This window comes from Paraglaciecola chathamensis S18K6, assembly GCA_000314955.1.
In the GTDB taxonomy this organism is placed as follows: domain Bacteria; phylum Pseudomonadota; class Gammaproteobacteria; order Enterobacterales; family Alteromonadaceae; genus Paraglaciecola; species Paraglaciecola chathamensis.
In genome coordinates, this window is sequence record BAEM01000007.1 from 108602 (window position 1) to 123729 (window position 15128).

The following is a 15128-nucleotide window of genomic DNA, read 5'->3' on the forward strand; positions in this document are numbered from 1 at the left end:
GCAGTCAACACAATATTTACCAAAACTTACATATTTCATCTAGCCGCGAATGTAAATTTTGATAACTGAATTCATATACAAAGGTTAATCAACAAAAACGAGATGATTTTTGAAAGTACACCTGGGGTAGGCATACCTATTCAGCGCCGTGTCACGTGAGTTTGTCAAAGTCAGTCATTTGATGTTTCGGATAAAACTCTGACGATCGCGCTTGATAGGTAAAGAGATAGGGAAATTAGGTAGATAGCATTTGGTGAAACGCGTTAAACGAATATCGCTTAAATGAACCTAAGAGAAGACGGTAATAACAGAAAATGCTTGTAAATTTTTCGTCCGCTAACTAAATGACCGACGGTAAAGATGTAAGCAGAAATCAAAAGCGAAGATAACGCTATTTATTTAGTGCCATCGTTGAAAGAAAGGCAATAGCGAAAAACTATTGCCCTACGAAGTCTTAAAGGGTAACCCTTTAAAGCTTACGAACAATTCCGTAAGTCACCGCTTTTGAGATTTCCTCAGCTGCTCCCTTAAGCTCCTTTAAAACATCATCAATACCCATTATTTCAGGAATACGCATGATATAAGGGATGGTCAGTGTGGCAACGGCATGGTCTGAATCAATGATCGGATACGATAAATCAGTTACACCATGAACAAACGCACTAGGTGCTTTCAAGTAGCCTTGCTTAGCGACTTTTTTGCAGTCAGCCATAAACTGCTTAACTTCTTCTTCGCTGTGGTGCTTTTTAAGCAAGTTGATCATTGATTCTTTTTTCTCAGCGGACTGATTCACAAACAAGATCCGCCCCGATGCAGCAAAAGCAATAGGGCGTCGATAACCCACTCTTACCGAATAGGACAAGTTGCTTGGTGTTTCCACACGTGAAATAACAACGATTTGCTCTTGTGATTCCACCGCGATATGACAAGACATACTGGTCTTTTCTGCGAGTGAGCGCATGATCGGTTGCGCATACTCCAAAATATCTTTAATTGGCTCATGCTCAGTGCCCAATTGCAGCAATCTACGTGTTACTTGGTAGCCGTCAATATCCTCACTTTTCTCAATATAACCACGCTGTTCCAACACTAAAATCATACGGTAGATTTCTGCATTTGAACGACCAAGCTTTTCAGCAATGGTTGAAGTACTCAAAGGAGTGGCGTCTTTGGATAATAGTTCGAGAATATCTAACCCCTTCTCAAGGGCAGGCGCTGAGTACTTCTTCGATGATGTCGCTTCCATATTTAAAACCTTATTCGTTTATTTTGTTCTGCTGAGCAGAGCAGTGTTGATCTATATTTTTTAAATACAAAAATTAAAAAAGCATATATCAATTTTAAGGCCTTTTGAGAAGAAGTCGATACCTTAGTTCAAAAAGAATTGAGCGTTACGACAAATATGAAACAAGCAAAATTCAAATATCTGTAAGCAAGCATTGATAATATTTATATTTAACTTTACATTATCATATATGATTAAAAAGAGATGATATAATGAAGCTAAGATCAAAGTTACTCGTCACTTTAGCAACCGTTTTTGCGCTCGGAGCTTGTGTGTCTACTACCCCTTCTAATTCAAACGGGTCTATTTCCAGTCCTTCTAGCACACAAGCCTCTGTTTCAAGCGGCGAAACACGGCAATACAATATTCTTTATATCATGACCGACGATCATGCAGCACACGCCGTAGGGGCTTATCAAGGGCGCTTTGCTGCACTCGACCCCACGCCAAACCTTGACGCTTTGGCAAACAGCGGCATGAGGTTTACCAATGTCTTTGTAACCAATTCAATTTGCACCCCTAGCCGTGCGACAATTTTAACGGGTCAATACAGCCAAACCAATGGTGTGCTTGACCTAAGAGGGGAAATTACGACACCTCAGCAACACTTGCCTCGTTTAATGAAAGAGGCAGGCTACGAGACAGCAATTATTGGAAAGTGGCATTTAAAAGCCGAACCTGGCGCATTTGATTATTATCAAGTACTCGAATCACAGGGCACTTACTTTGACCCTGAATTTAGAACCAGAGGAGCAAAACCTTGGCCTGAAAACGAAACCCAGTATCAAGGTCACTCTTCTGATGTCGTCACAGACTTATCCATCGAATGGCTTAAGAACCGAAGCTCTGATAAACCGTTTTTCTTGATGCATCAATTCAAAGCGCCCCATGATATGTTCCAATATGCGCCGCGTTATGAGGATTTTCTAGCCGCTGAAACTATTCCAGAACCAGATGATTTATATGGAGTTGCTAAAACATTCGGCTCAATCGCCACGAGGGGCAAAAATGATGCGCTAAGAGCAGAGATTGGCACGTCCGTCTCGCGAAGAAACAATCGACGAAATATGGGTATAGACCTAGGGGTTGACCCAAATCTAAATGAAGAAGAATTTACTCGCCAAGCGTATCAGAAATATCTAAAAGCATATCTTCGCTGCGTTAAAGGAGTAGACGATAACGTCGCTCGTTTAATTCAGACACTCAAAGACGCTGGGCAGTATGAAAACACCATTATCATCTATACCTCGGACCAAGGCATGATGCTCGGTGAGCACGACTTGCAGGACAAACGTTGGATATATGATGAGTCGATCAGAATGCCGTTTATTGTTAAGCACCCAGATGCAGTTGCAGCAGGTGTGAAAAGCGATCTGTTGATCAATAACACAGACTTTGCACCTTTTATTTTAGATCTAGCGAATATCAATGCCCCCGAATACATGCACGGGAAAAGTTTTAAATCAGCCTTATTTGGCCAGCCACCAGAGCAATGGCGCACAGCAAGTTATTATCGCTACTGGACCCACAGAGCCTATCATGACGTTCCTGCTCACTTTGGCGTAAGAAGCAAAGATTACAAACTTGTCTTCTACTATGGCGCGAATCATATGAACACCCCCTACCCCTTCTACGATAAAGCGTGGCTCGCTAAAACGGGGCATGCAAACAACGCAATCGATACGCCAGTTGCATGGGAGTTTTATGATCTAAAAAATGATCCGAAGGAACAAAACAACGTTTACCAAGACAGTCGTTATGCCAGCGTCATAAGCGCTTTAAAGTCAGAGTTACTTAAGCAACGAGCTAAGTACGGTGAAACAGACGAAAAATACCCCCGCATACAGAAAATCATCGACCAACACTGGAATGATTAACGCCTAACGAATTCAAAAGAAGCGGTTATTTCAGGAGGAAAAAGCAATAAAAGCCTCGCGAGTGCGGGGCTTTGGATTCAAATGTATTTTATTTATAACGAGTCATCTCCACCCATTATTTTGTCATAGAGTTTGTCTGGTATAAACGGAATTACTACTAGGAATAATCCAACAAGCAAGATCGCTAGCCTCGATTTCAGTGCTGCTCAGCCATTATTCAACCTTAGCAACAACTACTCACACCACAATCAGAAATAACACAGCTGTAACCACCTCAGTAAACGTTATCGTTTACTTGAAGTACAGATAAATTCCGACTGGAGAACACTTTACCGTTAGTAAACGAAAGTGTTTACTCGTTTATCTTTTTGGCTTCAAAAGCAGCCAAAAAGAAAGCCCCGCGATTGCGAGGCTTTGGATTTAAAATGCTACTTAATATCTCAATAAAGAGCTATAGTCTACTAATCAAATATAGTCATAGCGCTCAATTGCTCCTCAAAAACTATTCATCCTTTGGTGCTTGAGTTTTATCTTTTGCGCCAAAAGTACCTAACCAGATAAACAAAAATGCAAAAGCTAATTTCTTAAATAGGTAAGCGTAGTATCCCCAGCCTTCCCCTTTTTCAGCTATAACACCACCAGAGTTTGCTACTCCTGTAGAAAATACTGTATAGATGTCATGTAAAAAAGGCAACGACACGATGAGCATTGTTACTCTAAAAGCTAACAAAAACTTTTTATCCAAATAAACTACCAGTGGTTCTCTCTTAGTCATTCTAAAGCTCTTCTTTTATTTCATTTTTCATAACTGTCTGAGTGGCATCAGAGGCTGCTTCGATACCGTTTTTGACTGCTGGAGAAGCATTCTCAATAACTCCATTAACTATTTTGGCTACTGTTCCAACAGACTTAACACCCGTAACTTGAAGTGCAGTTTCAGTTGCAACGCCTCTTACTGGTTCATCGCTTTGTAGCGCTGAACCTACTCCCGCAATAAATGATCCAGCACCTGTAACAGCAGCAACTTCTGGTCGACCAGCAGCTAGAGCCAATACTGTTGTACCAGCTAAGGTATCAGAGACTGCGCTCAGATTTTCTTTTGATAAAGTTTGATTTAAATTATTTGATATATCGTTTCCAATATTTTTATTTGCATCAGAAGTATTCTTATAACCAATAGATTGCGATAGTCGATTAGCGAATTCCCTAGCGTATTTACCGTCAGGATCTGTATATTTATAAGGGTTATTATTCCCATAGGTATATCTGCCAAATCCATGAACAGGATTTCCACGCTGTGCGTGTCCTAAGTAATCCACCGGATCATTTGAATAAAACCGCCCAATCACCGGGTCGTAATATCGTGCTTGCATATAGGTTAAGCCTATATCTGCATCATGCTTGTGCCCTGTATAACCAATTTCATTTTCTCCGGTTTGTGCATTGGTGTGACCCCACTGAAGTCCAAACGGAGCATATCTAATCCGCTTAGTTACATTGCCTGCTGAATTAGTCTTAGCAGCACTAGTGCCCAGTATGTCAGCGTGTACGTATGTTAGGCTTCCTGCGCCTAACTGGGCAACCAACTGCTGACCCAAATAAAAATATTCCCTATTAGCCCCGTTGATTCTCTCCTGTATTAGTTTTCCAGAGAGCATAGAATACATAGAATATCTAATGCCTTTACTATCGTTAGTCTTTACCCGCTTATTATGTCCATCGTACAAATATTGATTGCCACCCGCCTCTGTCATTTGATTAGCTAAATTATAGTTAAATCGGTGAAAACCATTATCAGTTACCGCCCCCCTATGGTCATAATTAAAATCGTAATTGCGACTACCACTGGTAGATTGCAATTGCTTTTTACTGTTATAGCTATAGTTGATTGTTCCAACGATCGAGTCGAATTTTGTAATATTCCCCATTGAGTCATAATTCATATCACCTATGAGGGTACTGTTAGATTTTCGTATGTTATCAAGACGATCCAATTGATCGTAGCCAAACCGTAAATCATAAACATTAGATTGTTTATCGTCCCAATAGGTTAGATTACCATTCGCATCGTAAGAGTACTGGTTGTATACCACATTCGTACCGCCACACTGAGTTCGTTGAATATAGGGTAATCCACTGCTGCGAAGAGTTTTGCTATTCACACAACCATTCGACTGTTTGTAACTTTTGTACTGCCCACCTGGGTGGAATAATACGCTGTTGGCGAAAGATCCAACATATTTAGGTTGGCCTAGAGCATTAGGATGATAATCAACCTTTCGTCCGGATGGGTAAGTTGTTCTATGCAAGTTTCCAGTGCTGTTGTACAGGTAATTAAGCGACCAATCGATATTATCGACACGCAAGCGCTCTATTAAAAGATTTCCAAGGTCATCATATGCGTAGTTTTGAGTCACATTTCCAAAGTCTAACCGTGTAAGTCTTTTGTTTTTATCGTACTCAAGCAGTTTACTAGGTGTGCCATCACCGTATGACACTCGTTTCACCTTTCCTAAATTATCATAGCTATACGTAGTTTTGTCAGAGGAACTAACGGAATAATCACAGCTACTGATGCTACTATTTATCGAACTTCCGCTTGCAGACCACTCTGTTTTTCCCAGTGCGTTTTTGAAAAAAGCGACATTGCCAACATCAGGTCTAATCTTTTTGCAAAGTCGTTGATATGCATCATAAACCCGAGATTCGGTCATTCCACCTTGCCTGATAGATGTAACGTTTCCGTATACATTATACGCCACGGTTGTGCTCACCCCGTGAGGTGAAGAAATAGTAAGAGGTCGCTTTAGTTCAGGCGCGCCATAAGCTAAAAATTTAGTAGTGGTTTTGTAACCTCTATTGTTAGTTACTTGGACCCTATTACTTGAAAGATAGCTGTGAGTTACGGCACCAGCGGTGGTGTTATCATCTTCTTTTAGCGATCGTCCAAGCGCATCGTATCTAATAGTTACACCGTAAGGAGTACCATTAAGGCTACTTGGTTTACTCTGGTATGTAGGCCGATTAAATGAATCATAACTCGTCCGAGTATATCGTTTCGTTTCACTGTCTCGTGAAGTATCTGACTCCTTGGTCATTCTTGGCCGAAGTAAATTGTCGTAAAAAGTTAAATGGCTATAATTTCCTCTTCTTATGCTCCTTTTTAACATTCCCTGTCTAACGTGACTGTATCCTTCACTATTCGCTGTAGTGCTATAACTAATTGAGGTATTAAGCCACTTACTATTGCACGGATCGATTAGAGTTAGACGGCCAATTGAATCATAACGATAATTAACACAGTTCCCGAGGAAATCTGTGTGCTTAGTCACCCAACCATTGGCGTCAACCTGCTTATATGCATACTGACTAGACGTACTAAGGCTAGAAGGTGTCCTAATCGTCTGAGCTATTCCTCGCTTATAGTTTGACAGTGCCACCCAGCGGTTCGCACCATTATAGTGAATTTGATTTGGCAACCCCGCATTCACTCCAGATGTATGATAACTGGTGTTTCGTGTATGCCAACGCCCATAAGAATAAGAGTAATTAGGTAAAGACTTATAACTGCCCGATGCGCTGTGATATGACGTTTGACTAGCTGTTTTATAGTTCGACCCATTCCCAGATATTGCAGTTTTAGCGTGCAAACCCAACAACCAGTTTTTTGTATCGTGATGGTAAGTAGTTCTCGTATAACGCTTATTACTACCTGTGGAGTTATATTCGTATTTTAAGCTAGGGAAGTCATACCGATCAAAGCCAGAAAATTGAGTGATATATTTATCACTCGAACTGGAAAACTGCGTAATTGTGTTTCGTGTTAACCTCTGGATCTGCTCAGCTGAATGCCCATTTTTAATATCATGAGCCGAAAAAGGGTCTTGTGAGCCGTTAATATTGAGGTACATTTTAGCATTGCCGTGAAACGTTCCGTTTGCATAGTCCATTGACTTTCTCTGTAGCAAATCTCCCGTGCCACTATAGGTTTCCACGTAGCGTACATTGCCCTGAGTCGGACCATGTTTCCTATCAAAATAATGTATTTCCTTTGTACCATCATGGTGCGTCAAGGTTGTAGAAGATAGGTGAGCAGTTTCCACTCCACTCACATCTAGATTAAGCCGATGTCTGGCACTAATTGTTTCCCCCCTGAACAAACCTTCATTATCCGAGTACGTATAATTCCACTCATATTGCTCTCCAGTAGTTAAAGTTAATTCTTTACGTTTTAAAGCATATGTGGCGTATGCTTTCGGAAACCAGAAACTGTCAACCCTACTTCTAGACGGATCTACTTTTCTTAACTTAGGAATATTGGATTGTCCGTGACAAACCTCATCTACAACGAAATTCCCTCGAGCCCCTTCGGGGTGAGTAATACTAACGAAATCCTTCGATCCACCTTCAATACAATCGATCCCTCTTGTGGGCACTTGACTATGTTTAGCAATATTCACATGCCACCAAAACGTATTCGACGAGGATTTATCGTGAGCGAATCTCCAACGCTTTCCATCTGGACGCTCGACCTCTTTTAGAGTACCTAGCCGATAATCGTCGTAACGATATCTCCATTGTCTTCCATTTGCAGTAATACTCTCGATCCGCCCGTTTCTGCTGCTAATCGTAATATTTCGGCCATCATTTGCATATATCCGAGTGGCTAAACCATTTGCGTCATAAGTGTATTTAACCCAATTTCCAAATCGATCTTGTATCTTTGTGACCAACATAAAATAGTGGTAATGCGGGTAGCGAGACAACCTTGGCGCATCTCCTGCTGGCGCCAATGACGGTGAGGGGCAATTCGTACCACACTGGTGGACTTGAGGTTGAAGGTTCAAGTCTTTAATCGAGCGGACTATTTTCTTCTGCGTAAAATAATACGATAGCCCATCCTTGGTTGTTACTTTGAACCCCTCATGCCCGGCGCCCGTACTTGTTAAACAATCAACCTTCCAGTTCAAATTATTGTAGCGCTTATGTAAGGGATCCCCAGACTTAGTTGTTAGCTTCACTGTCCCTTTTCCTGGTATCGAAATAGAGTCACCGTTCCAATAACCATTAGAATGGATGTAATATGACGTTCCCCCAGTACTTGTAGAAAAAGACGGGTTAGCATTAAGCGGGCTAGTACATGCTTTTCCGTTAGGCCAATAGGCAGTTTTATAATTGCCGCTTCTATCCGTTATATATGTGGAGCGTACATGAGGTATTGCTAAGCTCCAATTTTCAAATTCACGTGTTTCTTTAAACCAGGAGTCGGGGTTTGAAAGGGTGCGGGTTATAGCAACTGGGATTGCTGAATTACCGGGTAAAGAGATGTCGACCTGCTCAAATCGTATGTCACCTGTGAACATACTTATTTTATCGCCCAATAATCCAGTGGTAAGTGATGCTAACTCCGGATTATCGTTGATATTCTCGAAAATATTGTAGCCATAATCTTTTACTTCAAATGCACCTGCGAAATCACCACCACCATCATCAGGAGGGCCAAATACTGACTGCGCTTGCGCTGTCTCTTTCGTATGTATCCTGGTTGCTGGAGTATACTCATCCTCGATTTCAACTTGTCCAAAAGTTGGCAATGAAATCAGTATAAATACGACTGAGATTAGATATAACTTGAGGGATAACAATAATGTAGCCATGCTCATCATAGTCCTTTTAAATATAGAAAAACGAATGTGTAATTGGTTTATTACTTCCCATGCGTAACGTATATTTTTAAAAGACAATGACCGATAGCGTTGAAACTGATCTAAAACAGGTTAAAAAATCACACCAAGCATTTACTAATTAAACTTTCATTCTGGGTTAATGATTAAAGTACAGGTTAGAATACAATGGTGAAAAAACAACCCGAAAAAGAAAAATGAGATTTTCCGCTATTTTTACTGATATCAAAACAGACTGTAGAATTAACTGAACATTTCTATGAAAACACTCGCGTAAAATGGAAAAACACTCCATGGTGCAGTAACGAAGAATCAATTAACTGGAGTGAAGCTCGTATTTTTAGGGACGAAGTTCCGCCGAGCTGAACGACACCGCATGGATGCGGTGGCTGGGTGCCGATCATCAAGGATGTGTTAACGCTGTACTCAATACATCCACGAATCCAACAATCCAAATCCCAGACACAAAAAAACCGACTTGAAGTCGGCTTGTTTATCTCTTTGGTAGACTACTAAGAGATGGTACCAGTGCGGGCCCGATGGGGCCGACCTTCGGCCGACGCGCTTGCGTGGCGACTTCACGAATTTAAGATACAAAAAAACCAACTAAAAAGTTGGTTTAAATGTTTGGTACCAGTGGGTGAAGCTCGTCTTCTTAGGAACGAAGTTCCGCCGAGCTGAACGACACCGCATGGATGCGGTGGCTGGGTGCCGATCATCAAGGATGTGTTAACGCTGTACTCAATACATCCACGAATCCAACAATCCAAATCCCAGATACAAAAAAACCAACTAAAAAGTTGGTTTAGATGTTTGGTACCAGTGGGCGGACTCGAACCGCCACGCTTATTCAGCAACGGATTTTGAATCCGTCATGTCTACCAATTCCATCACACTGGCATTGATTAAAGAGTTTACTTAGTTCAAAAAACTTTGCAAATCTTTGCAAGCAATTTTTAGCTTGTTAAAGTCAAAAGGTACTTATCTTTCAATGACTTGCCGTATAGTTACCGCTAGACACGTTGACTTTTGAATCCGTCATGTCTACCAATTCCATCACACTGGCAAAGGTGCTTAAAGGTTGCGTTCAACCTTTAAGAGCGCCGCATTATAGCGATTTACATGACACGCGCAAGCGATTTTTTGCGTTGTAGGTTTAATTGCTCAACATATCATCAACTTTGTCAATTTCGCTATCGCCCCTACCCTATCCCTCAGGAACTGTGCGAAACTATTGTCATTATGTGCATGCATTTTCGTATGCTGAATTTTGATTATCTTGAGAGAACACCTTTTGACTTCTGAGCATTACCACCGTGCTGGTTTTTTCCGTCGCTTAGCCGCGATTATTTACGATATTTTGGTCGCTGTTGCTGTGGGTATGTGCGCCGCCATGGTGATGCTTGTGGCTATGTTGTTATTAGTAGAAAACAATGTGCTGAATAATCATGGTTACGAGCATTTCAGTGACTTAATTCAGCATGCGCCAGTCTATCAGTACATTTTGCAAGGTTGGGTGGCTGCTTGGGTTATCGCCTTCTTTTTATGGTTTTGGCGTAACGGTGGGCAAACTATTGGTATGCGCGCTTGGCGCTTACGTATTGTTAGCACCAATGAAAATCCACTGACGTACACTCGCGCTTTTGTTCGTATGCTTACGTCGTTTTTAGGTTTAGGCACTTTACTTGTGCTGCTTGATTACAAACACAAGCAGTCACTGCAAGACCGAATAACGGGTACTGAGGTGATTTGTTTAAGCAAAGAGGCCAACCACCATCGCAGTTGGCGTAATTTGAATTAAGTGTGACTAACAAGATTTATTGCGCTCTTAGCGGCGCAATAAATGTATTGATATTCCAGTGAATACAATGCTCGGTAAGATTGCACCGATAAAAGGCGGTATGTGATAAACCGTACTTAACGAGCCAAACACTTCATTACTGACAAAAAAGCCAAAACCTGTGAGCACGCCCATTATCACTCGTGCCCCCATAGTCACACTGCGTAATGGCCCGAAAATAAACGACAATGCCATCAATAGCATGACCCCCACCGAAATAGGTTGCAGTACTTTGCGCCATAGCGCCAACCGATAACGCTCTGAGTTTTGGCTGTTATTCTCTAAATAATTAACGTAATCGATTAATCCGCGGATCGACAGAGCTTCAGGCTTCACCGTGACCACCCCTAATTTATCGGGTGTTAACGATGAGGACCATGCGCCATCTGCGGCGTCTTCTACCTGAATGCGATTATCAGAGAACTCGGTAGATTGCACATGGCTTAACTCCCATGAGTCACTTTGATAATTCGCCGCCTCTGCGGTGGTGATTTTGCGTAAATACAGGTCATTATCGAATTCGTAAATGCTTACATCTCGTAAGTTATTTTTATCCACAACTTCACCAATACTGACAAAATTATCACCGTCTTTCGCCCACACTAATCTGTCTGACGAGAACAAACTCCCCCCAGATATAGCTTGAGTGCGAATTTCCTTGGCTTTTGTCTCACTGATCGGTGCGACCCACTCGCCAATGACCATCACAAAAAGCACCATCAAAATAGCGGATTTCATCGCGGAAATAATAATATTCCAGCGGCTTTGCCCCGCGGATTGCATCACCACCAATTCGCTATTACTGGCAAGAATGCCCATGCCGATTAAGCCGCCTATCAACGTCGCCATAGGGAAGAATTGCTCTAACTCACGGGGTAAACTTAAAAAGACATACACAGCCGCTACCGTCATGTCGTAGCTACCGCGGCCAACGCTTTTCATTTGTTCAATGAATTTAATTAATGCGCTAAGGCCAACTAGCACCCCTAAACTCATAGCAGTGGTGCTTAGTAAAGTGCGAGCAATGTACCAATCAAGAATTTTAATCATGCTTTGCTCCCGCGCAAACGTGCCCGTATTCGCACGCCCACCGGACGCCCCTTAAAGATCAGCGCCAAACCAATTACGCCTATTACAGCATGTACCCACCACAGCCCGAGCATTGGCGGAATTTTACCGTCTTCAAGCACTTTACGCCCCGCAAGTAATAGCAAGAAATACCCTAGATACAGCATAAGCGCAGGGAACATTTTACCAAACCGGCCTTGCCTAGGGTCAGCAGCACTAAGTGGCACAGCGATAATCACTAAGAAAAACAAGGATAATGGAATAGCAAAACGCCACTGCAATTCCGCGATAGCATCAATGGATGGATCGTTAAATAGCTGTGCTGTGGTGTAGGCTGACAATTTGCGACGTTTTTGTTCAGCTTCTTGTTCGGCAATTTGAATTTGATATTCACCAAATTCGACCACACGATAGTCCTTTTCACCCAGCGTACCTTCGTACTGGATACCATCTCCCAATACTAAGGTTTCTGAGCCATCTGGCAGCTCTCTCAGCCCACCTTGTTTGGCGTAAACTAGGTGTACATTTTCACTGTCAGTAGTGGTGTCATGCTGGGCCATAAATACCCGTTTTAACGGTTCATTGTCATTGCCAATTTCATGCACGAAAATAACCGCTTTTTCATTGGCAGTTTGTTGAAAACGCCCAGGGATTAACGTGGTTAATCCAGTATCAGCGCCCGCTTGTTCTTCTAACTGGTATTCACGCTCAACCGACATAGGGGCAATCCACAATGTCATGGCGCCTGTAATCAATGCCATGATCACAGCAAGCACAAGCATTACGCGCGTCACATACCATTCACTGATACCACAGGCGCGCATCACAGTCATTTCGCTGTCTACGTACAATCGGCCGTGGGCAAGCATGATCCCCAAAAACAAACTTAAAGGTAAAATAAGAGACGCCAATACCGGCATACTCAAGGCTAAAAAGCCTAGAACCAAACTGGCAGGAATGTCTCCGTTGGACGCTTCAGAGAGCACCCTAACAAATTTATTGGTAATAAAAATGGCCATCAAAACCAGAAAAACGGCTGTTTGGGATTTGACGGTTTCTTTGACTAAATAACGAAATATCAGCACGCAATATCCAACACAAAAGTGGTAATTTTAGTGGCAAGCTACAAAATTTTAAGTAAACTTAACGTTTTCACACGTTTCATTTGCAATGTGTGCCATTTTAAAGCGCTTGCCCGCACGTAATTTACAGATTATGTCTGGCTTGAGCTCTTCTTGCAATTGCAATGAAACGCTGTTTACGAAGATAAGCCGTAACGCTTTGCATAACATCACAACAACAAATTCAAAAAGCTCAGTGTTACAACCAGTATGTAATGACAGATTAACAGTTTCGTGACGAGGATGCCCCGTGGAATTTAGTGTAAAAAGTGGAAGCCCAGAAAAACAACGCAGTGCCTGTATCGTAGTCGGTGTATTTGAACCACGCCGCTTAACCTCAGTGGCCGAACAATTAGACGAAATCAGTGGTGGCTATCTAAGCAACCTATTACGCCGCGGCGATCTTGAAGGTAAACCCGGCCAAATGCTATTGCTACACCATGTACCAAATGTATTAAGCGAGCGCGTATTACTTGTTGGTTGTGGTAAAGAGCGTGAACTAGACGAGCGCCAGTACAAGCAAATCATCTCAAAAACCATTAAAACCTTGAACGAAACCGGCTCAATGGAAGCAGTCTGTTTCTTATCTGAGTTACATGTAAAAGGCCGTGACACATACTGGCGCGTGCGCCAAGCGGTAGAAGCCACCCAAGACTCTTTGTATACCTTCTTGCAATTGAAAACCAAAAAAGGCGAGCCTCGCAGACCACTGCGTAAAATGGTGTTTAATGTGCCAACACGTCGCGAGTTAACGATTGGAGAGCGCGCAGTTGAGCACGGTCTTGCGGTTTCACTAGGTAGCAAGACTACGCGTGACGTAGCCAATATGCCGCCTAATATTTGTAACCCTAAGTACCTGTTCGAACAAGCCAAAGCCCTTGAAACCGAATATGAAAATTTGCATGTTGATTCAGTCAACGAAAAGCAAATGGACGACCTAGGCATGCATTCTTACTTGGCAGTCGGTCGTGGCTCTGTTAACGAGTCGATTATGACCATCATGGAACACAAAGGTGGCCCAGCGGATCAAGCCCCTATCGTACTTGTCGGTAAAGGCTTAACGTTCGACTCAGGCGGTATTTCGATTAAGCCGGGCGAAGCCATGGATGAAATGAAATACGACATGGGCGGCGCAGCAGGTGTACTTGGTGCAATGCACACCATCAGCGCGCTAAACTTGCCGATTAACGTAGTGGGTATATTAGCCGGTTGTGAAAACATGCCCGATGCTAACGCCTACCGTCCAGGTGATATTCTCACCACCATGTCAGGTCAAACTGTTGAAGTGTTAAACACTGATGCAGAAGGCCGCTTAGTGTTATGTGACGCACTAACCTATGTAGAGCGTTTTGATCCAGAATTGGTCATCGATGTGGCAACCTTAACTGGTGCTTGTGTTATCGCTCTTGGTCATCACGCAACGGGCGTATTCAGTAACCATAACCCTCTTGCTCACGAATTAGTAAATGCATCAGAGCAAAGCGGTGACAAGGCATGGCGCATGCCATTGTGGGATGAATACCAAGACCAACTGGAAAGCCCATTTGCTGACATGACCAACCTAGGTGGTCGCCCAGCTGGCTCAATTACCGCAGCGTGTTTCTTGTCTCGCTTTACCCGTAAATATAACTGGGCTCATATGGACATAGCAGGTACAGCTTGGGTTGGCGGTAAAGAAAAAGGTTCTACTGGTCGTCCTGTCCCTATGCTATCTCAGTTTTTAATGAACCGAGCGGGCATCGAGTCAGAAGATTAGCCAATCACAACGAACGGATAACCTAATGTCTAAGGTCACGTTTTACCTGCTCGAACAAGAAGCAGAAGCAACAAGTCAACAGCCAGCGCACCTAGCGCTGGCTTGTCAATTGGCGGCCCAGTGTTTTAGCAATAAGCAGCGCTGCGTGGTGATGTGTCAAAGTCAGGCACAAGCTGAGCAATTCGATGAATTGCTGTGGCAACTACCAAACGATCGTTTCGTTCCTCACAACTTAACAGGTGAAGGGCCCCAAGCAGGCACACCGGTTGAAATTTGCTGGCAACGCCCAAGCCAGTTCAACAAACCCGTACTGATCAACCTCGCCGACAACATGCCTGATTTTCATGGCAAATTTAGTCGCATATTTGATTTTGTACCTGCCGCTGAAACACTCAAGCAGCAGGCCCGCGAGCGCTATAAGCATTACCGCGCCGCAGGCCATCAATTAGATACGTTACCCGGCAAAGAGTTACTCAACTCACTCGCTGGTCATTAGT

General features: G+C 42.8%; 9 protein-coding genes and 1 tRNA gene. 4 read left to right on the forward strand and 6 right to left on the reverse strand.

The features are described from left to right. Window positions 1-469 precede the first annotated feature (469 nt). Window positions 470-1246, reverse strand: a complete 777-nt coding sequence (locus GCHA_RS02305) for an IclR family transcriptional regulator (protein WP_007984602.1) — start codon at window positions 1244-1246, stop codon at window positions 470-472. A gap of 251 nt (window positions 1247-1497) precedes the next feature. Between GCHA_RS02305 and GCHA_RS02310 the strand changes: the two genes are divergently transcribed. After that, window positions 1498-3162: a sulfatase family protein gene (locus GCHA_RS02310; protein ID WP_039991963.1), complete on the forward strand. Its 1665-nt coding sequence runs from the start codon at window positions 1498-1500 to the stop codon at window positions 3160-3162. Between the two features lie 502 nt (window positions 3163-3664). Here GCHA_RS02310 and GCHA_RS02315 read toward each other — a convergent pair. The 3 genes from GCHA_RS02315 to GCHA_RS02325 all read right to left on the reverse strand — a co-directional run bounded on the left by GCHA_RS02315 (window position 3665) and on the right by GCHA_RS02325 (window position 9746). Beyond that, on the reverse strand, window positions 3665-3937 hold the full coding sequence (locus GCHA_RS02315; protein WP_318248908.1) for a hypothetical protein: 273 nt from the start codon (window positions 3935-3937) through the stop codon (window positions 3665-3667). 1 nt (window position 3938) lies between these two features. Then, window positions 3939-8819, reverse strand: a complete 4881-nt coding sequence (locus GCHA_RS02320; RefSeq protein ID WP_318248909.1) for an RHS repeat domain-containing protein — start codon at window positions 8817-8819, stop codon at window positions 3939-3941. 841 nt (window positions 8820-9660) lie between these two features. After that, window positions 9661-9746, reverse strand: a tRNA-Leu gene (locus GCHA_RS02325). A gap of 394 nt (window positions 9747-10140) precedes the next feature. Between GCHA_RS02325 and GCHA_RS02330 the strand changes: the two genes are divergently transcribed. Then, complete coding sequence (locus tag GCHA_RS02330; protein WP_007984608.1) at window positions 10141-10647, forward strand: RDD family protein; 507 nt, start codon at window positions 10141-10143, stop codon at window positions 10645-10647. A gap of 27 nt (window positions 10648-10674) precedes the next feature. On the opposite strand, the gene lptG is transcribed toward GCHA_RS02330, so the two are convergent. Together lptG and lptF are read right to left on the reverse strand one after the other, a co-directional pair. Then, entirely contained in the window at window positions 10675-11736 is a 1062-nt protein-coding gene (gene lptG, locus GCHA_RS02335) for an LPS export ABC transporter permease LptG (RefSeq protein ID WP_007984609.1), read from the reverse strand. Next, complete coding sequence (lptF, locus tag GCHA_RS02340) at window positions 11733-12839, reverse strand: LPS export ABC transporter permease LptF (protein ID WP_007984610.1); 1107 nt, start codon at window positions 12837-12839, stop codon at window positions 11733-11735. The genes lptG and lptF overlap by 4 nt, the downstream gene beginning before the upstream one ends. 286 nt (window positions 12840-13125) lie before the next feature. On the opposite strand from lptF, the gene pepA reads away from it, so the two are divergent. Together pepA and GCHA_RS02350 are read left to right on the forward strand one after the other, a co-directional pair. Continuing rightward, on the forward strand, window positions 13126-14631 hold the full coding sequence (gene pepA, locus GCHA_RS02345; RefSeq protein ID WP_007984614.1) for a leucyl aminopeptidase: 1506 nt from the start codon (window positions 13126-13128) through the stop codon (window positions 14629-14631). Window positions 14632-14656: 25 nt separating this feature from the next. Beyond that, complete coding sequence (locus GCHA_RS02350) at window positions 14657-15127, forward strand: DNA polymerase III subunit chi (RefSeq protein WP_007984615.1); 471 nt, start codon at window positions 14657-14659, stop codon at window positions 15125-15127. Window position 15128 lies beyond the last annotated feature (1 nt).